Raw genomic sequence first — 22,991 nt, forward strand, 5'->3', positions numbered from 1 at the left:
CCTCAGTCATCGGGAGCGTCGGGCTCAGCCCGCGTAGATGTCGTCGATCTCCTTGCTCCACTGCTTGCTGACGACGTGCCGCTTGACCTTCAGGGAGGCGGTCATCTGGCCGCCCTCCTCGGTGAAGTCGCTCGGCAGGATCTTGAACTTCTTGATGCCCTCGGCCTTGGAGACCGCCTTGTTGGCGTCGTCCACGGCGCCCTGGATGGCGGCGTTGAGGTCGGCGTCGGCGGTGAGGTCGGAGATCTCGCCGGTCTTGCCGTTGGCGTCCTTCCACAGCTCGAAGGACTCCGGGTCGATCGTGACCAGGGCCGCGATGAACTTGCGGTTGTCACCCACGACCATGCACTGGCTGACCAGGGCGTGGGAGCGGATGCGGTCCTCCAGGACGGCCGGGGCGACGTTCTTGCCGCCCGCGGTCACGATGATCTCCTTCTTGCGGCCGGTGATGCTGAGGAAGCCGTCCGCGTCGAGGGAGCCGAGGTCACCGGTGCGGTAGAAGCCGTCCTCGTAGGCCTCCTTGGTGGCCTTCTCGTTCTGCCAGTAGCCGACCATGATGTGGTCGCCCTTGAGCAGGATCTCGCCGTCGTCCGCGATGCGCACGGTCGTGCCGGGCATGGGCTGGCCGACGGTGCCGATCTTGTTGAAGCCGGGGCTGTTGACCGAGGTCGGGGCGGTGGTCTCGGTGAGGCCGTAGCCCTCGATGATGGTCAGGCCGACGCCGCGGAAGAAGTGCCCGAGGCGGTCGCCCAGGGCGGAGCCGCCGGAGACCGCGTAGTGGGCCTCGCCGCCGAGGCGGTCCGTGATCTTGCCGTAGACCAGCTTCTTGAACAGACCGTGCTTGAGCTTGAGGGTGAACGGGACGTTCCCCGTGGCCAGCGCCTTGCTGTACTCGATGGCGGTGTCGGCGGCGGCGTTGAAGATCTTGCCCTTGCCCTCGCCCTCGGCCTTCTGCTGGGCCTTGGTGAAGACCTTCTCGAAGACGCGGGGGACCGCGAGGAGGAAGGTGGGCTTGAAGACCGAGAACTGGTCGATCAGGTCCGGGCCGGTGCTGGGGTAGTGGCCCAGGACGGCCTTGCCCTCGATGACCATGACCTGGACGAAGCGCGCGAAGACGTGCGCGAGGGGGAGGAAGAGCAGGGTGGAGGGGGTGCCCTCGTGGCCCAGGATGATCGGCTTGGCCGGGCCCTCCAGCGCGGAGTGGGCGATGAAGAGGAAGTTGCGGTGGGTGAGCTCGCAACCCTTGGGGCGGCCGGTGGTGCCGGAGGTGTAGATGAGGGTGGCGAGGTCGTCGGCCCCCACCGCGGTGCGGCGGGTCTCCAGGTCCTCGTCGGAGACGTCGGCGCCGGTGGCGGTGAGCGCCGTGAGGTCGTCGCCGTCGAAGCGCCACAGGTGGGCGAGCTCGGGGGTGTTGGCCCGGATGCCCTCGACGCGCTTGGCGTGGTCCTCGGTCTCGACGAACGCGGCCTTGGCGCCGGAGTCGGAGAGGATCCACTCGATCTGCTCGGCGGAGGAGGTCTCGTAGATCGGTACGGTGACGGCGCCGACCGCCCAGACCGCGTAGTCGACCGCGGTCCACTCGTAGCGGGTGCGCGACATGAGGGCGACGCGGTCGCCCTGCCCGATGCCCGCGTTGATCAGGGCCTTGGCGTATCCGACGATGTCGCCGTGGAGGCGCTCGACGGTCACGTCGCGCCACTGGCCGGCCCCGGCCTCCTCCTGGCGACGGGCGGCGACGGCCTGCGGCTCGCTGGCCGCGCGCGCAAAGAGCGTGTCGGTCAGCCGCGCGTCGTCGGAGATCTCAGCCTTCGCGGGAGAGCTGTATTCGCGCACGTGATGCTCCTGGACGTGTACGGGTTCTTGGTGGTGGGGACGTGACGACCGTAACAACACCATCCTACTCGTGAGTAGGACAGGTTGCCGTTCGGTATCCAACGGTGATCCGAGCTTGACGCGCCTCGCGGGGCGAACGCGCTGTTCGTCGCGTGTCCGCCGGTGGCCGTGAGTGGTCGGGTCGGGCCTTCCCCTGTGATGTTGTCGGCGTGATCGCGCCCGTCGGAGGGCGGGTCGCCTCTCGTCGGGCCGCCCGGGAGTGCGCAGGTCAAGCGGGTGATCCCGGTAACTGCTCGCGCGGAGCCGAGACTACCGCGCGGCGGGTTCTTCGTGCACATCCGGTGAGGTTCGCGTCGTTTCCCCCCGAAACGGACGGGTGTCCCGTTGGCTCCGTGCCCGAGGGCCCGCCTGTCTCCTCCCGGTTTCCGTAACGTGACGGGCCCCCGGGGTCATCCCCGGGCACGACCCCCGGGCGCCCCTGGCTCTTCCCTGAACCTCCCCCGGGGCGCCTGTCGGCCCCGGGGCGGGGCGGTTACCGTGATGCCAGACGTACCTACAGGAGGCTCACGGACATGACCGACAACAACACCGGGCGCTCGGAACGGACGGGCGGCGGACGCCCCGACAGCCCGGACCTCATCGACGACGCCCTGCGCCTCGTGGACAGCCTCCAGCGCAAGCTCCTGGTCGCCGGGGTCAAGCGGGGGGTCAGCGCGGTCACCAACCCTCCGGCCAAGGCCGACGTGTGGGAGGAGGCGATCCGTGTGGAGACGCGGGAGCAGCGCCCCCCGCTGGAGGAGTTCGTCGAGATCGTGCGCAGGAGCGCCCCGGAGGTCGCGGGGCACCTCGGACGGGCCGGGCTGTCCTTCGCGGACGCCGTGGGACGCACCTGGGGAGTGGTGGAGCGCTCCTTCGAGCAGGGGCGGGAGGAGGCCGCCCGGGAGCGTGAGGAGAGGGAGGCGCGGGAGCGGGACGACCGCGAGCGGGACGCGCGTGCCCGCCGTGAGTCGCCGGAGGGTGCGGAGGAGGCCTCCGCACCTGGTGGGAGCGCCTAGGGCGGGGCGGATTCGCAGGTCACGGTGGGGGATCGGGGCGAACCGGACAGTGGTCGCTCTCGGGGTGTGCGGCGACGCCCGAGCCTGGTTTAATCGAATGGTTTACACCATTTGAAAACCCTCTGCCATGAACCTTGAGACTTATGTCAGAGTTCGGGCGTAAGTAGAAGGAGCTGCCCCCATGCTGACCATTGGCGTAGACATCGGCGGAACCAAGGTCGCCGCCGGTGTCGTCGACCACGACGGGCAGATCCTGGACAAGGTCAAGTACCCCACCCCGTCCCACGACCCGAGCGGCCTGGCCGAGGTCGTGGGACGGGCGGTGCGGGAGCTCCGTGAGCGCCGGCCCGGGGTCGGCGCGGTGGGCGTGGGCGTGGCCGGTTTCGTCGACGAGGACCGCGCCACCGTCCAGGTCGCCGTCAACCTCGGCCTGCTCGACGAACCCCTCAAGGAGCGCGTGCGGCGCCACGTCGACCTCCCCGTGGTCATCGAGAACGACGCCAACGCCGCCGCCTGGGCCGAGGCCCGGTTCGGCGCGGGGCGCGGCAGCGACCACATCGTCTGCGTGACCCTGGGCACCGGGATCGGCGGCGGTCTCGTCCTCGGCGGCGCCCTGCACCGGGGCCGCCACGGCGTGGCCGCCGAGGTCGGCCACTACCGCATGGTCCCGCACGGCCGCCGCTGCGCCTGCGGCAACCACGGCTGCTGGGAGCAGTACGCCAGCGGCCGGGCCCTGGTGGCCGAGGCGCAGGACCTGGCCCGCACCGACCCCCAGAGGGGCGAGCGCATGCTCAAGCTCGCCGACGGCCTCGTGGAGCGGGTCGAGGGCGAGGTCATCACCCGCGCCGCGATGGAGGGCGACCCGGCCGCCCTGGAGTGCTTCCGGATCGTCGGGGACTGGGCCGGGCTCGGCCTGGCCGACCTGGCCGCGATCCTGGACCCCGAGTGCTTCGTCCTCGGCGGCGGGGTCTCCGACGCGGGCGACATCCTCCTCGACCCGGTCCGCGCCTCCTTCGCGCGGCACGTCTCCGGCCGCCCGGGCCGCCGTCTGGCCGAGGTGCGCGTCGCCGAACTCGGCGGCGAGGCGGGCATCGTCGGCGCGGGCGACCTCGCCCGGCACTGAGACCCACGGGAAGGGGGCGGCCACCGGGAACCCCCGGTGGCCGCCCCCTTCCGGCGGTCCGACGTTACGCGGCGTCGTCGCGCGGCGTCTCGGCCTGTTCGGCGTCGGCCCGGTCGGAGGCCTTCCGGGCCCGCTTCTCCTCGCGCTTCGCCTCCTTGCGGGCCGCACGGTCGGCCCTGCGCTCGGCGCGGCGGGTCCGGCGCTCGTCCTTGGCGCCGGCCTGCTGCTCGCGCCTGGCCTCCTTCTCCTCCGCCTCGATCTCGGCCTTGACCGCCTGCGCGTAGCGGTCCACGTACTCCTGGCCGGAGAGCTCCATGAGGGCGTACATGATCTCGTCGGTGATCGCCCGCAGGACCCGCTGGTCCTTCTCCATCCCGTAGTACCGGGAGAAGTCGAGCGGCTTGCCGAAGACCACCTTGGGACGCACGCCCAGCTTGGGAACGGTGCGCCCGGGGGGCATGATCTTCTCCAGGTTGATCATCGCCATCGGCACGACCGGGGCCTTGGCCTCCAGGGCGAGCCGGGCCACCCCGGTGCGACCCCGGTAGAGCTTGCCGTCGGGGGAGCGGGTGCCCTCGGGGTAGATGCCCAGCAGGTCACCGCGCTTGAGGACGCGCAGCCCGGTGCGCAGGGCCGCCTCGCTCGCCTTGCCGCCGGAGCGGTCGATGGGGATCTGGCCCACGCCGGTGAAGAACGCCCGGCTGAGGAACCCCTTCACGCCGGTGCCGGTGAAGTACTCGGCCTTGGCGAGGAAGGTGATCCTGCGCGGCAGCGGCAGCGGACCGAAGAAGTGGTCGGAGAACGACAGGTGGTTGCTGACCATGACGGCCGGACCGCGCCGGGGAACGTTCTCCACGCCCTCCGCGCGGGGTTGCCACAACACGGCCAGAATCGGCCCCAGGATCGCCTTGACCACCCAGTAGAACATTGCTTCAGATCACCCCTGCATACGCGGGGAGCACTGGGCAGGGCCTGCCACGTCTCACTGTCCCGCTCGGCTGACATTGTCCGGAACGCCTCCGCCGCGGACACGGGGAGGCTGACGAACGTCATCTTCCCACCACGTGCGGGTCTCCACCAAAAGCGTCCGGAACGGACCGTGCCGTTCGTCGCGGGTCAGGAGGGGACGCGCCGCGGGGGCACTGTCGAGGATACTCACGACCGGTGCGGGCGTCGCGGCAGGTCCGCCCTCGGACGCCCGGGAACACGCCGGGCGCTCCCGGAGTTCGGGCAGGAGAACGCTACCGTTCACTCGATGACAAACGCTCGCCCGAGCGACTAGCCTCACGGCTGGGGCCGCCGTCCCAACCGGTTCCCCGCCGAACGATCCCGGGAGCAGACCTGTGAGACCGACCAGCGCCATCCCCCTCATCCCGGGGGCGGACCCCTTCAGCCACACGGGTTCGGGCGTCGGAGTCCTGCTCTGCCACGGGTTCACCGGTTCGCCGCACTCGATGCGCCCCTGGGCCGAGTACCTGGCCGAGGCGGGGCTGACCGTCGAACTCCCGCGCCTGCCCGGACACGGCACCACCTGGCAGGACATGGCCACCACCACCAGCGACGACTGGTACGCGGAGGTGGAGGCGGCCCTGCTCGACCTCGCGGGACGGTGCGAGCAGGTGTACGTCATGGGCCTGTCCATGGGCGGGGCGCTCACCCTGCGCCTGGCCCAGGAACACCCCGACGTCGTCCGGGGGGTGGTCCTCGTCAACCCCTCCCTGACCGTGGAGGACCGCAGGCTCCCGGTCATCGCCCCGATCCGCCACCTCGCCGCCCGCCTGATGCCCTCCACCCCGGGCCTGTCCAGCGACGTCGCCCTGGAGACCGCCTCCGAGGGCGGGTACGACCGGGTACCCACCGCCGCGGCCGCGACACTCCCGAAGCTGTGGCGCGCGGTTCAGGACGGCATGTCCGGTTTGCGGGCGCCGGTTCTGGCCTACCGGAGCCCCCAGGACCACGTCGTCGGACCGGACAGTCTGCGTATCCTCGCTAGGAGGGCGGTCAACACGCGGCTGACGATCCACCTGCTCCACGACAGCTACCACGTCGCGACGCTCGACCACGACGCCGCCACCATCTTCGAAGGAAGCCTCGCGTTCGTACGCGAGCGCAGTAGAAGCGGGGAAGGATCCGACCGATGACGCAACGTCGGGGCAACGGCCTGCTCGCCGACGCCTACGTTCCGCTGATCCTGCTCGCGCCCTCCCACGCGGACCTCATGCTGGAGGCGCTCCGGCGCAGCGGGATCGCCGCCTACGCGGTTCCCCTGGCGGAGGACGTCCTGGAGCCCACCGGCGGCCAGGTGGAGGACCCGCCCACCGACCACCTCTACGTCGACGCCGAAGAGCGCGGTGCCGCCGAGCGCGTGCTCGGCTCCGAGCTGCCCGACCTCAGCGACCGGGACGCCGGGCCGGACCTGCTGGCCCCGCGTGTCGAGGTCAGACCGGAGGCCGAGGGCGAGGACAAGCAGGAACCCGCAGCCGCGCACGAGGGCGACGACACGTCCACCGGCGGCGACCTGCTCGACGGACCCCCGGCCGACGTCGACCCCGAGACGCCCCGGACGCGCTCCAAGGACGAGGACGACGTCTGGAACGACCTGGTCGCGCGGTTCTACGACGACACCGAGGGCACCACCGAGCAGCGCGGCCGGGTCGCCTGGCCCGACGTCGAGAACCTCAGCGCCCCGGACGAGCACCAGACCCGGCTCGGGGACATCCTCGCCAACCTGCCCCGGGACCCGGGCGAGGACGACGACGAGTCCCGCGAGGAGGACCGCCGCCGGGCCGAGGCGGAACTGGAGGGCCACTACGAGCCCCCGCCGCCGCCACCCCTGCTCCAGGGCGACCGGGTGGGCATCGCGGCCTGGATCGGTCTCCTGGGCGGTCCGGTGCTGCTCTTCGGCGCCGCGTTCCTGGGTTTCACCCTGCCGAACGGGATCATGTTCCTGGCCGTCGCGGCCTTCCTGACCAGCTTCGTCGTGCTCATCCTGCGCATGACCGACGCGCGGCCCCCCGGAGACAACGGTCCCGACAACGGGGCGGTGGTCTGACCCCTGGGCTTCGACGTCCCCTTCTGGCGCACCATCGCCCTCTTCCGCGCCGTCGCTCTGGTCTACGCCCTGGTGCCGCTCGCCCAGCACCACGAGTACCTGTCCAGACCCTGGGTCGCCTGGGCGGTGCTGGTCGTCATGGCCTGCTGGACCGTGCTGACGACCTACGCCTACGCGCATCCGGCCTGGCGCACCTCGCGCCTGCTGGTGGCCGACCTCGCCGTGGCCTTCGGCTGCATGTTCGCCACGGGACTGGCGGCCGTCCCCCACTACCTCACCCAGGCGCCCCCGCTGAGCTCGTACTGGTTCGCGGGGGCCGCGCTGTCGGCCAGCGTCATCTGGGGACGGCGCGGAGCCGCCACGGTCGCCCTGGCCTACGGTGTCGCGGACATCACCCTGCGCCTGCTGATGGACGCCAACATCACCGCCGCCACCGTACGCGGCGTGGCGCTGCTCCTGCTGGCCTGCCTGGCCGTGGGCTACATGGCACGGGTCGCGGAGCAGGCCGAGGAGCGCTTCGCCCAGGCGGTGACCATGGAGGCGCGCATCCGGGAGCGCGAACAGCTCGCGCGCTCCATCCACGACTCGGTCCTCCAGGTCCTGGCCCTGGTGCGCCGCCGCGGCGACGAGATCGGCGGCCAGGCCGCCGAACTGGGCCGGATGGCCGGTGAACAGGAGGTGCGGCTGCGGTCGCTGCTCACCGACGGCCTGGACGCGGCGGCTTCCGTGCCGCCCGGGCCCGGAACAGAGGCGGCCCCGGGCTCCCCGGCGGACCTGCGGGAGGCTCTGCGCCGTCTGGAGTCCGTGCGCGTCTCGGTCTCGGCGCCCGCCACCCCGGTGCTGCTGCCGGGGGACACGGCAGCCGAACTCGCCGCCGCCGTGTCCGCCGCCCTCGACAACGTGGAACGCCACTGCCCGCCCGGGACCAGGGCCTGGGTGCTGGTGGAGGACGAGGGGCACGCGGTCACCGTGACCGTGCGCGACGAGGGCCCCGGCATCCCTCCCGGGCGCCTGGAACGGGCCCGTGAGGACGGCCGCCTCGGCGTCGCCCAGTCCGTCGTCGGCCGGGTCCGCGACCTCGGCGGCACCACGGACCTCTACTCGGAGCCGGGGGAGGGCACCGAGATCGAGATGTCCGTCCCCCGGGACTGACCCTCAGGAGGCCGGTCCGGTCAGTGGAGCGGCGGTCCGTCCCCGGGGTCCTCCTGGTGGGAGAAGCGCTCCTCGTTCCAGGGGTCGGCCCGGTTGTGGTAGCCGCGCTCCTCCCAGAACCCCCGGCGGTCACCCACCATGTACTCCACGGACCGCAGCCACTTCACGCTCTTCCAGCCGTACAGGTGCGGCACCACCAGGCGCACGGGGAAGCCGTGCTCCGGGGCGAGGGGCACCCCGTCGCGGTGCGTGGCGAGCAGCACCCCGTCGTCGAGGAAGTCGTCCACCCGCAGGTTGGCGCTGTAGCCGTACTCACCCCAGGCCATCACGTGTGTGACCTCGGGGGAGGGAGGGGCGAGCCGGACGAGGTCGGTGGCGGGGACCCCGCCCCAGGGAACGTCGGGCACGCTGAACCGCATCACGCAGTGGAAGTCGCGGACCACGTCCCTGCGGGGCAGGGCGCCGAACTCCTCCCACGTCCACCGGTAGGTGCCCAGCGACTCGGTCGCGCCGAACACGCGGAAGTCCCACCGCTGCGGTCGGAAGGTCGGCACCCGGCCGTAGTGCAGGGGTCTGTGCTCGTACCGGGCCGCCTGCCCCGGAGGCAGCCGTGGTCGCTGGTCCTCGCCCGTGCCCCCGGCCTCGTCGCCCTCGGACAACCCGTTCCCCGTCCCTTCGCTCCGGCCCCGCGGGCCCCTGGTACGTCCCCCCGCACCGGGGCGGACGACGGCGTCCTGTCATCCTGCCAGGCGCCCGAGAGAGCCACGTCACTCCCCCCGGTTGTGTGGGGGAGTGCTCACCTTGCGCTATAGTCGCTGCCATGCAGCAGAACTTTTGGCGCTTCTATGGCTACCGGCCCATCTCCCCGGTCGCCTGTGAAGCGCTGCGCTGACACAGACGACCTTCCAGGAGCCCCGGGCCGGTAACGGCCCGGGGCTCCTTTGTTTTCGCCCAGGGTCGAAGCCCCCGGCCTCGGCGCGACCACCGCGCGGCTCAGCCACCCGAACGACACACAGGGACAACCACATGGTCATCGTTATGGCGCCGGGCGCCACCGCCGACAACATCGACGCCCTCGTCCAGCTGGTCACCTCCGCCGGAGGCGAGGCGTACGTGACACGCGGCGTCAGCCGCACCATCATCGGCCTGGTCGGAGACGTCGAACGCTTCCAGGACCTCGGCCTGGCCGCCAAGCCCGGGGTGAGCGACGTGCTCCGCATCTCGGCGCCGTACAAGCTCGTCAGCCGGGAGAACCACGACAGCCGCACCGTGGTCAGCGTGCGCGGCGTCCCGATCGGCGGCGACAACATGACCGTCATCGCCGGGCCCTGCGCCGTCGAGACCCCCGAACAGACCCTGGAGGCCGCCCTCATGGCCAGGGCCGCCGGGGCCGCGCTCCTGCGTGGCGGCGCCTACAAGCCCCGCACCTCCCCGTACGCCTTCCAGGGCCTGGGCGAGGAGGGCCTGAAGATCCTCGCCGACGTGCGCGAGAAGACCGGCCTGCCGATCGTCACCGAGGTCGTGGACGCCGCCGACGTCGAGCTGGTCGCCTCCTACGCGGACATGCTCCAGGTCGGCACCCGCAACATGCAGAACTTCGCCCTGCTCCAGGCGGTCGGGGACGCCGGGAAGCCGGTCCTGCTCAAGCGCGGCATGAGCGCCACCATCGAGGAGTGGTTGATGGCGGCCGAGTACGTCGCGCAGCGCGGCAACCTCGACATCGTCCTGTGCGAGCGCGGTATCCGCACCTTCGAGAAGGCCACCCGCAACACCCTGGACATCAGCGCCGTCCCGGTCGCGCAGAGCCTGACCCACCTGCCCGTGATCGTGGACCCGTCGCACTCCGGCGGCAAGCGCGACCTGGTCCTGCCGCTCTCCCGCGCGGCCATCGCGATCGGCGCCGACGGCGTGATCGTGGACGTGCACCCGAGCCCGGAGACCGCGCTGTGCGACGGCCCCCAGGCGCTGCTGGAGGAGGACCTGGCCGAGCTCCGCGACCTGGCGGGCACCCTGGCCACCCTGAGCGGCCGCACCCTCACCCCCGCGCCCGCGCGCGAACTCGCCGGCAGCTGAACGGCGACCCCTGAGCCACCGGCCCGGGGTTGACACGACGGTGCCCCGGACGCTCACGAGCGTCCGGGGCACCGTCGTTCACGGGCCCGAGGGGGCCCGTCCGGTCCTACACGGCCGGGGTGACGGCCCTGGCGGTGGAGGGCGCGACCTGCGCGGGCGCGGCCTCGCCCAGGAAGCTGGGGCGGTGCAGCTGGGCGGTGGTCACCAGGTGCTCGGCCAGTTCCTCGGCGTCCAGGCGCTTCTCGATCTGGCGCAGGTCACCGATCTTCGCGGCGGTCTCGACCTGGCGGGGGGTCAGCATCGTGCAGCAGTCCTCGTCGGGCAGCTCCGAGATCGCCAGCGTCCCGATCCTCCGGGCCTGGTCCATGATCTCGGTCTTGTCCATACCGATGAGGGGCCGCAGGATCGGCAGGTCCACCGCGTCGTCCAGGGCGGTGATGTTGGTCATCGTCTGGCTGGAGACCTGACCCAGCGCGTCGCCCGTGATCAGGCACTCCGCCTTGAGGTCGTCGGCCAGGGCCTCGGCGGTCTTGAGCATCAGACGCCGCTGGGCGACGATCTGGAGCCGTTCGATGCCGGAGCTCTTCAGCTGCTGCTGGGCCTTGCCGAAGGGGACCACGAACAGGCGCGAACCCACCTGGTAGCGGTCCAGCTGGCGGACCAGGCTGTAGGCCTTGTAGATGGACTCCGGGCCGGTGAAGGGCATCCCGGAGAAGTGCAGGAAGTCCACCTTGAGCCCGCGCCGGATCATCCGGTGGGCGGCGACGGGGGAGTCGATGCCGCCGGACATCAGCACCAGGCCGCGCCCGCTCATCCCGGCGGGCAGCCCGCCCTGGCCCGGGATCCCGTCGGTGAAGACGAACGCCTCGTCCTTGTCGACCTCGACGTGGAGCGTGTTGTCGGGGCGCTTGAGGTTCACCTTGTAGCCGTGCGCCTCGATGATCTTGGAACCGAGGTACCCGGCGAGTTCACCGGAGTTCATCTCGAAGCGCTTGTCGCGGCGCCGGGCGCGCACCGCGAAGGTGCCCTCACGGCCCGCCAGGGAGCGCACGCCGATGTCGGTGATGGCGTCCAGGTCCTTGGCCACGCGGCGGACCAGGTGCACCCAGACCACGCCCATGACGTTGGCCATGCGGTCCGCGATCTCCGCGATCTCCAGGTCGGAGGCCCCGGGCTTGCGCACGATGATCACGCCCGCGCCGCGCTGGGAGAGGCGGATGTCGCCCAGGTCGCGCACGGAGGAGCGGATGTTGTTGTGCAGACGGCGCTCGAACAGCTTGCGGTTGGAGCCCTTGAGAACGATCTCGCCGAGCTTCATGAGCACGCAGAGCTCGCCGAGCCCGGCGTCGGCTCCGACCTCGGTTACGGGGAGCGGCGCGGACTCCAGCGACGCGGACATGGTGCTACCTCCGGAGGGTGATGCCTGGGACTGGGGACGGAACGATGCCTTCCAGTATCGAACAATCCCCGGACCGCTCGGTCCATTCCCGGAGCACGCGGTCCTCGGATGAGACTCCGGACACGGCCGGGCCCCTCCCCGACGTGGGGGAGGGGCCCGGTACGCGGCGCGGGAGAGGCTAGCCGAAGAAGACCTCGGCCTCCTCGTAGCGCTCCGTGGGCACGGTCTTGAGGGTGTCGGTGGCCTCGGCCAGGTCCACCCGCACGATGTCGGTGCCCTGGAGGCCGACCATCTTGCCGAAGGTCTTGTCGTGCACGGCCTCGATGGCGTTCACGCCCAGGCGGGTGGCGAGCACGCGGTCGAAGGCGGTGGGGGTGCCGCCGCGCTGGACGTGGCCCAGCACGACCGAACGGGCCTCCTTGCCGGTGCGGCGCTCGATCTCCTCGGCCAGGTTCTGGCCGATGCCGCCCAGGCGCACGTGGCCGAAGGAGTCCTTCTCGCCGGTGGCCAGCTCCAGCTGCCCCGCCTTGGGGTGCGCGCCCTCCGCGACCACGATGATGGGCGCGTACTGGGTCTCGAAGCGGCTCTCGACGTGCTTGACGACCACGTCCATGTCGAAGGGGCGCTCGGGGATGAGGATGACGTTGGCGCCCGCGGCCATGCCCGAGTGCAGGGCGATCCACCCGGCGTGGCGGCCCATGACCTCCACGACCAGGGCGCGGTGGTGCGACTCCGCCGTGGTGTGCAGGCGGTCGATCGCCTCCATGGCGATGTTGACCGCCGTGTCGAACCCGAACGTGTAGTCCGTGGCGTTGAGGTCGTTGTCGATGGTCTTGGGCACGCCGACCACGTTGACGCCGCGGTCGTGCAGCTGGCGGGCGACACCCAGGGTGTCCTCGCCGCCGATGGCCACCAGCGCGTCCACGCCCAGACCGGCCATGTTGTCCTTGACCCGTTCGACGCCGCCCTCGATCTTCATGAGGTTGGTGCGGGAGGAACCCAGGATCGTGCCGCCACGGGGGAGGATGCCGCGTACGGCGGCGATGTCCAGGGGCATGGTGTCGCCCTCCAGGGGGCCGCGCCAGCCGTCCCGGAAGCCCACGAACTCGTACCCGTAGTCCTTGATGCCCTTGCGGACCACGGCGCGGATGACCGCGTTCAGACCAGGGCAGTCTCCACCACCGGTCAGCACCCCGACTCGCATACGAATTCTCCTCGACGTTGGTGGGTGTTCAGGGCGCTGGCGCCCTATGGTCTAGACCATAGTGGGCGGGGGTGGGCCAGGCCAACCCCGCCCCCTCGACACCATCCGAAACCCCGCGTTCCGGCCGCCGCAGGGTCACCGGGTCATTCGTCCAGGCCCTGGTCGATGGCGTAGCGCACCAGCTCCACCCGGTTGTGCAGGTGCAGTTTGGTCAGGGTGTTCTGGACATGGTTCTGGACCGTGCGGTGGGAGATGGTGAGGCGGCGGGCGATCTGCTTGTAGGCCAGCCCCTTGGCGACCAGCCGCAGCACCTCGGTCTCACGGGGGGTCAGCTCGGGTGCCCGCTCCCGGCCGTCGGCCGCGCGGTCGTCCTCGGCGGACAGCCGCCGGTACTCACCGAGCACCAGTCCGGCCAGTCCCGGGGTGTAGACGGCCTCGCCGGTGTGTACCCGGCGGACGGCGTCCAGGAGCTCCTCGCGCCCGGCCGACTTCACGAGGTAGCCGGTGGCCCCGGCCTTGACCGCCGCCAGCACGTCGTCGCTCTCGCCGCTGGCGGAGAGCACCAGCACCCGTGGGGGTTCGGGGAGCGCCACCAGGGCGGCCGTCAGCTCCACACCGTTGGTGTCGGGCAGGTGCAGGTCCACCACGGCCAGGGTGGGCCGGGCCGCCGGGGCGATCCGCAGCGCCTTGGCGCCGTCGCCCGCCGTCCCCACCACCTGGAGCCCGGCCTCGGCCAGGTCCCGTGCCACCGCGTCACGCCACATGGGATGGTCGTCCACGACCATCACCCGGATCTCGTCGCCGCTCATGCCGCCGACACTACTAGGTCGTGTTTTTTGGATCATTCCGCGCTCGCGACCACCAGGCTGCCTCTCACTGCGCCGATGAAGCTCGGACAGCCAAACCCGGGCTGACCTTCACTCCACGGCTTGCGAGAGATTGCCTGGACGGCCGCTCGCATCGATGACGGCTCCGCCGCCACCAGCGAAAGCATCCAAAAAACACTCCCTAGGGCGTGTTCGGCGGTCAGCCGGGTCCGCGCGGCGGGCGCGGAGTCCGGGTCAGTCGTCGTCCTCGTCGAGGTCGCCCAGGTCGATCCCGCCGGGTGTGGCGGTGAGCTTGATCTTGGTGCCCTCGGGAGCGGTGCCGGTGTGCGACTGGTGCGCCACCACGCGGCCGCCGAAGATCCGCTCGACCTCGACCTCGAACCCGGCGTCCTCCAGCTCCTTGCGGGCGTCGCGGACGGAGTCGCCCACCACGTCCGGGACGTCGACCTCGGGCGGACCGCTGGACACGGTCAGTGTCACGGTGGCCCCGGGACCGACGTTGGTGCCGGTGTCGGGGGTCTGGCTGATCACCAGGCCCTTGTCGATGTTCTCGCTCTCCTCCTCGACGATCTCGGCCGACAGGCCCAGGTCGTCGAGGGTCTTCTCGGCGTCCTCACGCTTCTCCCCGGCCAGGCTGGGCACGGGGATCCCGCTGCTGACGGTGATGGTCACCGTTCCCTCGCGGTCGGCCTCCGTCCCGGCCTCGGGGCTGGTGGCCAGCACCTCGCCGGGGTCGTTGTCCGGGGAGTCCTGCTCCTCCTGGACGATGCTCTCGTCGTCGAAGCCGAGGTCCTCCAGCGCCTTGAGGGCGTTGGCGACGTCGTCGCCCACGAGGTCGGGCATGGAGACGTTCTGCGGGCCCTTGGACAGGAACACCGTCACCGTGTCACCGGGGGACAGCCGCGAGTCCACCTCCGGGTCGGTCCCACCGACCTCACCTGCGGCGGCGTCGTCGCTGTACACCCTGTCGTCGGAGAGCTCCACGACCAGTCCCGCGCCGCGGATCTGCTCGCTGGCGGCCTCGGGGGACAGTCCGATCACGTCCGGGACCGCCTCGTAGCGGCCGAGCAGGAACCACCAGCCCGCCACGCCCACGACCAGGGCCGTCACGATCGCCCCGACCACCAGGAGGCGGTTGCGGGAGAACCGCGACCGACCCTCGGGGTAGTCGTCGTAACCGTCGTCGTAGTCGTCCCGGCCCAGGCCGCCGCCGTTCATGTCGACGACCATGGTGGCGTTCTCGGTACCCGGACCGGCGCCCCCGGCGATGAGCTGGGGCGCGGTCATGGTGGCGGCGGAGTTGGCCTGCGGGGCCACGGGGGCCAGCGGCGCGGCCGAGCCCGTCACCGAGTCCGGCAGCGTCCGCAGGACCTCCAGGACCTTGGCCAGGTACTGGCCCGCGTTGCTCGGGCGGTACCGCGGGTCGCGCTCGGTGGCCTTGGTGACCAGGCCGTCCACCTCGGGCGGCAGGTTCGGCAGGAAGTGGGAGGGGCGCGGGACGTCCTCGTTCACGTGCTGGTAGGCGATCGCGATCGGGGTCTCGCCGGTGTGCGGCTGGCCGCCGGTGAGCAGTTCGTAGAGCATGATCCCGGCCGCGTACACGTCGCTGCGCGCGTCGGCGGTGCCCTTCTCGATCTGCTCGGGCGCCAGGTAGGCGGCGGTGCCCATGAGCGTGCCGGTGCGGGTCAGACCCTGGTTGGACTGTTCCACCGCGCGGGCCAGACCGAAGTCGGCCACCTTGACCCGGCCGTCCTTGCTGATCAGGACGTTCTCGGGCTTGACGTCGCGGTGCACCATCCCGGCCTGGTGGGCGGCGCCCAGCGCGGCCAGCACCGAGGCCATGAAGTTCAGGGCCTGCTTCGGGGCCAGGCGTCCGTGCGCCTTGAGGATGTCGCGCAGGGTCTGGCCCGGGACGTACTCCATGGCAAGGAAGACGTGCCCCTGGTCCTCACCCTGGTCGAAGACCTGCACGACGTTGGGGTGGGAGAGCTTGGCGACCGAGTGGGCCTCGTTGATGAAGCGCTGGACGAAGGTCGGGTCCTGGGCCAGGGAGGGGTGCATGACCTTGAGGGCCAGCCGTCGGTCGAGCCTCAGGTCGTGGGCGACGTAGACCGTCGCCATGCCGCCACCGGCGATCCTTGACTCGACGAAGTAGCGACGGTCCAGCGTCGCGCCTACAAGCGGGTCGGAAGTCGTCATGTCCACGGCGGAGTTGTGTCCTTGCTGCGGGGAGCGCGGGCGTTCGCTGCCGGTGGCGCGTACCCGACACCTGGTGTCGATCCGACACGATAGCGGAAGCCGGTGTCAGGTCTGCCCCGCGGTTCACGGTCGCGGCGGCCCCCGTGTCCACCGTCGTGGAGGCCGACCGGAGGGTCGGTTCGGGGCGCCCGCGCCTGGGCGGTCTGAGGGTGCGGTGCCGCCGCGCGGCACCCGCACCCTCCCACGGTAGGGGACGGGAGCAAACCCGGTGGTGACGGCCTGTTCGCGTGTCGTCACCGACTGTTCGGGCGGTGTGTCCACGCGGGAGGACGCCCCAGGTCCGGGCCTCCGGCCCCACCGTGGCGGCGCCCTCCCAGGAACCTCAGACCACGTCGGGGCTGGAGGCCCTGGCGTGGCGGCGGACCGGGATGCGCCCGGCCAGCCGGGCGCCGCGCCCGGCGCGCACGGCGTCGCGCATCGCCGCCGCCATCCGCACCGGCTCCTGGGCGCGGGTCACGGCGGTGGCCAACAACACCGCGTCGCACCCGAGCTCCATCGCCAGGGCCGCGTCGCTCGCGGTACCGATGCCCGCGTCCACGATCACCGGGACGTCGGCCTGCTCGACGATCAGCTCCAGGTTGTGCGGGTTGCGGATGCCCAGGCCCGAACCGATCGGCGCGGCCAGCGGCATCACGGCGGCGCAGCCCAGCTGCTCCAGGCGGCGGGCCAGCACCGGGTCGTCGTTCGTGTAGGGCAGCACCGTGAAGCCGTCGTCGACCAGAGCCTCGGCGGCGTCCAGCAGTTCCACCGGGTCGGGCAGGAGGGTGTGCTCGTCGGCGACCACCTCCAGCTTGACCCAGTCGGTGCCCAGGGCCTCGCGGCCGAGTTTCGCGGTGCGCACGGCGTCCACGGCGGTGAAGCACCCGGCGGTGTTGGGCAGCGGGCGGATGCCGTTGCGCTCCAGGACGTCCCACACCGACCCCTGGGTGCCCGGGGTGATCCGGCGCATCGCCACGGTGGTGAGCTCGGTCCCCGACGCGAGGAGCGCGTCCTCCAGGACCTCCAGGGAGGGTGCCCCGCCGGTGCCGGTGATGAGCCGGGACCCGAAGGAGACCCCGGCGATGACCAGCGGGTCCTCCGGGATCCGCGCCGCGGTGTTCACGGACTCGGACGTCTGTGTCATGTTCAGCCTCCCTGTACGGCGGTGAGCACGTCCACGCGGTCGCCCGCGGAGAGCTCGGTGTCCGTCCAGGCGGTGCGGCGCACCACCTCGTCGTTGACCGCGACGGCGATCCCGCCCGGCACGGCGCCGTCCCCGGCGTCGGTGAGGGCGCGCACGACCGCGTCCACGGTGGTCGCCGCGCTGTCCTGGGCCTGTCCGTTGATGATCAGTTCCACTGCTACTCCCACGTCTGCTCACGCGTCCATCTGCTGGCTGCGAACCGGCGCGCGTACGGGGGCAGCGCGCCGGTGGTGAGGGCCTCGGCCATGACCTCCCCGGTCACCGGGGCCAGCAGGACCCCGTGTCGGAAGTGTCCGGCGGCCAGGTGTAGTCCCGGTACCCGGGTGGGGCCCAGGAGGGGTTCGTTGTCGGGGGAGCCCGGCCGCAGCCCCACGCAGGTCTCGACGACCTCCAGTTCGCTCACCCCCGGGACGAGCTCGCGCGCGTCCCGCAGGACCTGCCAGAGCCCGCCCACCGTCAGGGAGGTGTCGTGGCCCAGTTCCTCCTGGGTGGCGCCGACGATCACCTCGCCGTCGGCCCGGGGCACCAGGTAGACGGGGAAGCCGCGCACCAGTCCGCGCACGGTGCGGTTGACGAGCGGGGGTTCTCCGGCGGGCACCCGGGCGCGCAGCAGCTGCCCCTTGACCGGGCGCAGCGGCGGCACCACCGGTTCGGGCACCCGCACCCGGTCACCCCAGCACCCGGCGGCGAGCACCACCTGCTCGGCGGGCAGTTCGGTCCCGTCGGCCAGGCGGACGCCCAGGCGCGCCCCGTGGGTGCCGGGGGAGGCGATCTCCTCCGCGTACCCGGGGACCTCGCGCACGCCCGCGCGTTCCCCGGCACGGGCCAGGGCCAGGAGCAGCGCGCGCGGGTTCACGGAGTGGTCCTCGGGGGCCAGCACCCCGCCGCGCACGCCGGGCGCGAGCGTGGGTTCCAGGCGTCGGCACTCGCGGCTGGTGAGCCGCTCGGTGGGGATGCCCAGGCGCTGCTGGAGCGCGTGCAGGTCGGTGAGGACCGCGAGGTCGTCGCGGTCGAAGGCGACCAGCAGCGTCCCGGTGCGGCGGTGGCCGACGTCGACGCCGCTGGCCTCCTGGAGTTCGGTGACGAAGTCGTCGTAGAGGCGCGCCGAGCGCACCCCGAGCTCCATGAGCTCCTCCTCGCCGAAGACCGCCTCGGTGGCGGGGGTGAGCATGCCCGCCGCGACGGTCGAGGAGGCGCGGGCCTCGGAGGGCGCGGTGACGGGGTCGGGTTCGACCAGGGTCACGGCCAGGCCGCGCTGGGCGGCGCGCCAGGCGGTGACCCGGCCGACGACGCCGCCGCCGACCACGACCACCGCATTGGTGGGATGAATCGTCTTCTGTGGGGGAACCTCGTCGGTGCGCACGGCGCCGTGTTCCACTCCCTTCGCCGGAATGACCCGGATCAGGTTCGTGCGGTCGGAGGCGGTGAGCCTCCCTCTCAGCCGGGTCCACCCGGCTCCCGCGGGACGTCTCTCTTCACTCCCATCCTAGGCCGTGTTTTCTGGATCATTCCTCCCGCCCGTCGCCCGCCACCACCCTCAACGGACGCCTTCGGCGCTGTGTCCTCGCGTTACCACCGGGCTGCCTCTCGCTCCACGGCTTGCGAGAGATTGCCGGGCCCCCGCTGTGCGAGGCTGCGGAGCTTGCGTAGCAGTGCACAGTAGGGGCGACGGCCGCTCGCATCGGTGGCGGCTCCGCCGCCACCGGCGAAAGCATCCACAGAAACACGCCCTGGGACAACCCGTCCAGGGCGGTCGTGGCGGGGATCTCCCAGGCAGGGGGCCCGGGAGCGGCGCGATGGTCACCGGGGCCCGGCCGGGTGTGGCAGATTGGACGGGTGACACAAAGCGATCGTGAACTCGACGAACTCGTCGGCGAATGGCTGACCCTGCGTGAGGCGGCCGCGCCGCTGGGCGTGAGCCCCAACCGCATCAAGACCCTCATCCGCGAGAACCGCCTCATGGGCGTGGTGCGCGGTGGCGAACTCTCCATTCCCGCCGCCTTCCTGGACGGCCCGGACCTGGTCAAGGGCCTGCCGGGCACCATCGTGCTGCTCACCGACGCCGGTTTCTCCACCGAGGAGGCCCTGCGCTGGCTGTTCACGCCGGACGACACCCTGCCGGGCACGCCGATCCAGGCCATGCGCGAGAACCGGGGCACCGAGGTCCGCCGCCGGGCCCAGGGCATGGCCTTCTGAGCCGCCCACGGCCCGGGGACGCACCGCCCCGGTGACGTCCCCCGGGCCGTTGGTTAGGGTGGGGCGCGTGAGGACGAGCCACGGAACCAGCCTGCGCGAGCGCCTGGACGCATCCCTTCTGTACCTGTGCACCGACGCCCGGACCGAGAGCGGTGATCTCGCGGAGTTCGCGGACGCCGCCCTGGCCGGGGGCGTGGACATCATCCAGCTCCGGGACAAGGGCCTGGAGGCCCGCCAGGAACTGGCCGCCCTGGAGGTCCTGCGCGAGGCGTGCGAACGCCACGGCGCCCTGCTCGCCGTCAACGACCGCGCCGACATCGCCCGCGCGGTGCGCGCCGACGTCCTGCACCTCGGCCAGCGCGACCTGCCGGTGCCCCTGGCCCGCGACATCATCGGCGCCGACCCGCTGGTCGGCCGCTCCAACAACGACCCCGAGGCCGCCGCCCGTTCGGCGGAGGAGCCCGGGAGCGACTACTTCTGCGTGGGCCCGACCTGGGCGACCCCCACCAAGCCGGGCCGCCCGGCGGCCGGGCTCGAACTGGTCGAGCGCGCGGCCGCGCTCGGCACCGACCGGCCCTGGTTCGCGATCGGCGGCATCGACCTGGACAACGTGGACCGGGTGCTGGACGCCGGGGCCACCCGCGTGGTCGTGGTGCGCGCCGTCACCGAGGCCGAGGATCCGCGAGCGGCGGCCAGCGCGCTCCGGTCCCGCCTGACCGCACGGCGCGGCGACGCCTGACCGCGGCGAAAACCCGGAGACGCCGACGACCGTCCCCGGGATACTGATCGACCATGGATGAGGTTGAAGTGGTCGTCGCCCACTCCGAGCGCGCGACCCTGCGTGTAGGCGACGTGTTCCTGAAGGTGGACGCCGACCAGACGCGCATCGACGCCGAGGTCGAGGCGATGTCCCTCGCCCCGGTCCCCACCCCGGAGGTCCTGTGGCGCAGGCCGCCCGTGCTCGCGATCGCCGCGCTCCCGGGGACGGCGCTCGGCCGCCTCGGTGAGCCGTCGCCCGCGTCGTCGGCGGCGTGGGCCGCGGCGGGCGCCGCCGTCCGGAGACTGCACGAGGCACCGCCACCTCCCTGGCCCGGCCGTCGCCGCCGGAACCCCGAGGAGTGGGCGGCGGAGCTCGACCGCGAGTGCGGACTGCTCGTGGCGAACGGCGTCCTGCCCTCCGACCTGGTCAGCCGCAACCGCCAGGTGGCCGAGGCCGCGATCCGGCCGCGCACTCCGGTGTTCACGCACGGCGACCTGCAGAGGGAGCACGTCTTCGTCGAGGACGACGAGGTCACCGGCATCATCGACTGGTCCGAGGCGGGCCGGGGCGACGCCCTGTTCGACCTCGCCACCCTGACCCTCGGACACGAGGGGCACCTCGACGCGGTCGTCGCCGGTTACGGCACCGACGTAGACCTCGACGTGGTCCGGGCGTGGTGGTCGTTGCGCAGCCTCCTGGGGGTGCGCTGGCTGGTCGAGCACGGTTTCGATCCGTTCGCGCCGGGCTGTGAGGTCGACGTGCTCCGTGCCCGGATGTGAGGCCGCGCTGGCCCGACCGCCACGCGCCGGGCCCGACCTAGGGGACCAGCAGCACCTTGCCCAGGACGCGGCGGCCCTCCAGGGCGGCGTGCGCCTCGGCGGCCCGCTCCAACGGCAGGGTCAGGCCCACGTGGGGCCGCAGGTGCCCGGCCCGCGCCTCCTCCAGGGCCAGCCGGGTCAGGTCGCTCCGGTCCGTCCCCGGTCGGGCCTGCATGTCGTTGAGGCCCAGGGCGGTGATCCCGCGCCGTGCGGCCTCGTCCGCGTCGAACTCCGCGAAGGAACCACCGGCCGTTCCGTAGCTGAGGAACCGGCCGCCGTCGGCCACCGCCGTGAAGGACGCCGACCCGAGCTCGCCGCCGACCCCGTCGACCACCACCTCCGCCCCCGCGCCTCCGGTGAGCTCGCGCACCCGGTCCAACCAGCCCGGCTCCGCGTAGTCCACGACCTCCTCCGCGCCGAGGGACCGTGCCAGCGCCAGCTTCTCCGCGCCCCGGGCCGCGCCGATCACCCTCGCCCCCGCGAGGCGGGCGAGCTGCACGACCAGGCTGCCCGCGCCGCCGGTGGCGGCCAGGACCAGGACCCAGGTGTCCGGGGTGAAGCGGGCGGCCCGCTCCAGCATCATCGCGGTCGCGCCGTCGACCATGAGCGCCAGGGCGTCGAGGGGACGCAGCTCGGCGGGGACCCGGACCAGGCCCTCCGCCGGGACCGTCACGCGGTCGGCGTATCCGCCGTCGTCGGTCCGGGTGAGGACCTGGGCGCCGACCCACGCGGGGTCCGCGCTGGGGCCGACCGCGGCGACCCGGCCCACCACGCTGCCCCCGGGGACGTAGGGCGGCGTCTGGGGGAAGTGGTCCCGGGCCGCGCCACTGCGGATCAGGGTGTCGAGGTAGATGACGTTGGCCGCCCCGACCTCGACCAGCGCCTCGCCGGGGCCGGGTTCGGGGTCGGGGAGTTCCCTGACCACCAGGGCCTCGGGGCCGCCGAACCGGTCGACTCGTACCGCGCGCATGTCCACCACTCTCCTCGTGCGGGGGTCCGTCCCCCGCAGGAACCAAGAATTGGTCCTCAACCAATATTGAGGTCAAGGGCCGTCCCGGGAAAAGGGAGACCGCCGCGCACGGGGCACGGCGGTGGCGGGGGAGGGCCGGGTCAGACCGCGACGTGGGAGAGGGCGCTCGGGTGGCGGCGCAGGAAGCCCTCGATGGACTGCGCCGGATGTCCGGTCAGGTCGGGTACGACGGGCGAGACCACGTCCATCTCCCCGGCGGCGATCGCCGCGTACGAGGAGGCCCAGCCCTCGATCTCCCACTCGGCGGCCCCGCTCGGACGGCGCGACGCCAGGGCCTCCTCCCAGGTCTCGGGCACGTACCGGACGCTCCGCCCGGTCAGCCTGCCCAGCTTCTCCACGGTGGCGCCCACCGACAGCGCCTCGGGCCCGGTCACGTCGTAGGACGCCTCCTCCGAGGCCGCCACCACCACCGGGTCGGTCAGCACCGCCGTGGCCACGTCCGCCACGTCGTCGCGTGAGACCCACGCGATCCTGCCCTCACCGGCGGGGCCGCGCACGACGCCCTCCTCGTCCACCCAGCGGGGCAGCAGGTCCAGGTACAGGCTGGGTCTCAGGAACGTGTGCGGGACACCCGTGGACCGGATGTGCGCCTCCGTGTAGAAGTGCGTACGGGCGAACGTGAACGTGGACGCCGGACCCGCGCCCAGGAACGACAGGTACACGATCCTCGACACTCCGGCGCGGACCGCGCCGTCCACCGCGCTCAGGTGGGCCTCCACCCGGTCCTCGGACTCGGTGGCCGAGACCAGGAAGAGCGTGTCCACGCCGCGACAGGCCTTCTCGAAGGCGGCCGTGTCCTCGTAGACCGCCATCGCCGCGCTGCTCTCCGGGTACTCCGGCGCCCGGTTGATGTCGCGCACGATGAGGCGCTGCGCCAACCCGAGCCGCGCGATCCGGGCGGCCACCCGCCCGCCCAGCGCACCGGTGGCCCCGGTCACCCCTATGGTGTGGTTTGTCATGTGATCGTCGCCCATGGAAACCCATCCTGGGGTACGAGTGCCCACCGGTCGCTGATCGGCGCGCCCGT

At 72.2% G+C, this 22,991-nt stretch carries 21 protein-coding genes and 1 riboswitch; of the genes, 9 read left to right on the plus strand and 12 right to left on the minus strand.

The window, feature by feature from the left end:
* Window positions 1-24: 24 nt before the first annotated feature.
* The gene (locus AC0VYM_RS09530; RefSeq protein ID WP_475461194.1) at window positions 25-1,833 is read right to left on the minus strand and encodes an AMP-dependent synthetase/ligase; all 1,809 of its coding nucleotides are present in this window, start codon (window positions 1,831-1,833) and stop codon (window positions 25-27) included.
* A gap of 572 nt (window positions 1,834-2,405) precedes the next feature.
* Between AC0VYM_RS09530 and AC0VYM_RS09535 the strand changes: the two genes are divergently transcribed.
* Both AC0VYM_RS09535 and AC0VYM_RS09540 read left to right on the plus strand, forming a co-directional pair.
* Window positions 2,406-2,888: a hypothetical protein gene (locus tag AC0VYM_RS09535; RefSeq protein ID WP_475461197.1), complete on the plus strand. Its 483-nt coding sequence runs from the start codon at window positions 2,406-2,408 to the stop codon at window positions 2,886-2,888.
* Between the two features lie 181 nt (window positions 2,889-3,069).
* Window positions 3,070-4,011, plus strand: a complete 942-nt coding sequence (locus AC0VYM_RS09540; RefSeq protein ID WP_475461200.1) for an ROK family glucokinase — start codon at window positions 3,070-3,072, stop codon at window positions 4,009-4,011.
* Window positions 4,012-4,075: 64 nt separating this feature from the next.
* Here the strand turns inward: AC0VYM_RS09540 and AC0VYM_RS09545 are convergent, their stop codons facing one another.
* Window positions 4,076-4,939 (minus strand): lysophospholipid acyltransferase family protein, encoded by an 864-nt coding sequence (locus AC0VYM_RS09545; protein ID WP_475461203.1) that lies wholly within the window; start codon window positions 4,937-4,939, stop codon window positions 4,076-4,078.
* A 415-nt stretch (window positions 4,940-5,354) separates the two neighbouring features.
* On the opposite strand from AC0VYM_RS09545, the gene AC0VYM_RS09550 reads away from it, so the two are divergent.
* The 3 genes from AC0VYM_RS09550 (at window position 5,355) to macS (ending at window position 8,215) form a co-directional block, all read left to right on the plus strand.
* A complete protein-coding gene (locus AC0VYM_RS09550; RefSeq protein ID WP_475461205.1) occupies window positions 5,355-6,152 on the plus strand; it encodes an alpha/beta hydrolase in 798 nt (265 codons plus the stop codon).
* Window positions 6,149-7,063: a hypothetical protein gene (locus tag AC0VYM_RS09555; protein ID WP_475461207.1), complete on the plus strand. Its 915-nt coding sequence runs from the start codon at window positions 6,149-6,151 to the stop codon at window positions 7,061-7,063. The genes AC0VYM_RS09550 and AC0VYM_RS09555 overlap by 4 nt, the downstream gene beginning before the upstream one ends.
* Window positions 7,064-7,135: 72 nt before the next feature.
* Complete coding sequence (gene macS, locus AC0VYM_RS09560) at window positions 7,136-8,215, plus strand: MacS family sensor histidine kinase (RefSeq protein WP_475461210.1); 1,080 nt, start codon at window positions 7,136-7,138, stop codon at window positions 8,213-8,215.
* A 20-nt stretch (window positions 8,216-8,235) separates the two neighbouring features.
* Here the strand turns inward: macS and AC0VYM_RS09565 are convergent, their stop codons facing one another.
* On the minus strand, window positions 8,236-8,874 hold the full coding sequence (locus AC0VYM_RS09565) for a molybdopterin-dependent oxidoreductase (protein ID WP_475461213.1): 639 nt from the start codon (window positions 8,872-8,874) through the stop codon (window positions 8,236-8,238).
* Window positions 8,875-9,241: 367 nt separating this feature from the next.
* Between AC0VYM_RS09565 and aroF the strand changes: the two genes are divergently transcribed.
* Window positions 9,242-10,288: a 3-deoxy-7-phosphoheptulonate synthase gene (aroF, locus tag AC0VYM_RS09570; RefSeq protein WP_475461215.1), complete on the plus strand. Its 1,047-nt coding sequence runs from the start codon at window positions 9,242-9,244 to the stop codon at window positions 10,286-10,288.
* Between the two features lie 106 nt (window positions 10,289-10,394).
* Here the strand turns inward: aroF and thiI are convergent, their stop codons facing one another.
* The 7 genes from thiI to thiO all read right to left on the minus strand — a co-directional run bounded on the left by thiI (window position 10,395) and on the right by thiO (window position 18,523).
* Window positions 10,395-11,687 (minus strand): tRNA uracil 4-sulfurtransferase ThiI, encoded by a 1,293-nt coding sequence (gene thiI, locus AC0VYM_RS09575; protein ID WP_475461218.1) that lies wholly within the window; start codon window positions 11,685-11,687, stop codon window positions 10,395-10,397.
* 178 nt (window positions 11,688-11,865) lie between these two features.
* Window positions 11,866-12,891 (minus strand): 6-phosphofructokinase, encoded by a 1,026-nt coding sequence (locus AC0VYM_RS09580; protein WP_475461220.1) that lies wholly within the window; start codon window positions 12,889-12,891, stop codon window positions 11,866-11,868.
* 143 nt (window positions 12,892-13,034) lie between these two features.
* The gene (locus tag AC0VYM_RS09585; protein ID WP_475461223.1) at window positions 13,035-13,700 is read right to left on the minus strand and encodes a response regulator; all 666 of its coding nucleotides are present in this window, start codon (window positions 13,698-13,700) and stop codon (window positions 13,035-13,037) included.
* A gap of 252 nt (window positions 13,701-13,952) precedes the next feature.
* Complete coding sequence (gene pknB, locus AC0VYM_RS09590; protein WP_475461226.1) at window positions 13,953-15,923, minus strand: Stk1 family PASTA domain-containing Ser/Thr kinase; 1,971 nt, start codon at window positions 15,921-15,923, stop codon at window positions 13,953-13,955.
* A gap of 376 nt (window positions 15,924-16,299) precedes the next feature.
* A complete protein-coding gene (locus AC0VYM_RS09595; RefSeq protein ID WP_475461229.1) occupies window positions 16,300-17,100 on the minus strand; it encodes a thiazole synthase in 801 nt (266 codons plus the stop codon).
* Between the two features lie 2 nt (window positions 17,101-17,102).
* Window positions 17,103-17,315 (minus strand): sulfur carrier protein ThiS, encoded by a 213-nt coding sequence (gene thiS / locus AC0VYM_RS09600; protein WP_475461231.1) that lies wholly within the window; start codon window positions 17,313-17,315, stop codon window positions 17,103-17,105.
* A 2-nt stretch (window positions 17,316-17,317) separates the two neighbouring features.
* Window positions 17,318-18,523 carry a glycine oxidase ThiO gene (thiO, locus tag AC0VYM_RS09605; RefSeq protein ID WP_475461234.1) on the minus strand — a complete coding sequence of 402 codons (1,206 nt, stop codon included), beginning with the start codon at window positions 18,521-18,523 and terminating at the stop codon, window positions 17,318-17,320.
* Window positions 18,522-18,632: riboswitch (TPP riboswitch) on the minus strand. Its footprint overlaps the gene before it by 2 nt.
* Window positions 18,633-18,996: 364 nt before the next feature.
* Between thiO and AC0VYM_RS09610 the strand changes: the two genes are divergently transcribed.
* The 3 genes from AC0VYM_RS09610 to AC0VYM_RS09620 all read left to right on the plus strand — a co-directional run bounded on the left by AC0VYM_RS09610 (window position 18,997) and on the right by AC0VYM_RS09620 (window position 20,895).
* Complete coding sequence (locus AC0VYM_RS09610) at window positions 18,997-19,356, plus strand: Rv2175c family DNA-binding protein (RefSeq protein WP_475461237.1); 360 nt, start codon at window positions 18,997-18,999, stop codon at window positions 19,354-19,356.
* A 67-nt stretch (window positions 19,357-19,423) separates the two neighbouring features.
* Window positions 19,424-20,095 (plus strand): thiamine phosphate synthase, encoded by a 672-nt coding sequence (gene thiE / locus AC0VYM_RS09615; RefSeq protein WP_475461239.1) that lies wholly within the window; start codon window positions 19,424-19,426, stop codon window positions 20,093-20,095.
* Window positions 20,096-20,148: 53 nt separating this feature from the next.
* Window positions 20,149-20,895, plus strand: a complete 747-nt coding sequence (locus AC0VYM_RS09620; RefSeq protein ID WP_475461242.1) for an aminoglycoside phosphotransferase family protein — start codon at window positions 20,149-20,151, stop codon at window positions 20,893-20,895.
* 37 nt (window positions 20,896-20,932) lie between these two features.
* Here the strand turns inward: AC0VYM_RS09620 and AC0VYM_RS09625 are convergent, their stop codons facing one another.
* Together AC0VYM_RS09625 and AC0VYM_RS09630 are read right to left on the minus strand one after the other, a co-directional pair.
* Window positions 20,933-21,904 carry a zinc-binding dehydrogenase gene (locus tag AC0VYM_RS09625; RefSeq protein WP_475461245.1) on the minus strand — a complete coding sequence of 324 codons (972 nt, stop codon included), beginning with the start codon at window positions 21,902-21,904 and terminating at the stop codon, window positions 20,933-20,935.
* A gap of 140 nt (window positions 21,905-22,044) precedes the next feature.
* Window positions 22,045-22,938, minus strand: coding sequence for an SDR family oxidoreductase (locus AC0VYM_RS09630; RefSeq protein WP_475461248.1), 894 nt, complete (start codon window positions 22,936-22,938; stop codon window positions 22,045-22,047).
* Window positions 22,939-22,991: the final 53 nt, after the last annotated feature.

The organism is Nocardiopsis sp. iso_237 (assembly GCF_056173345.1).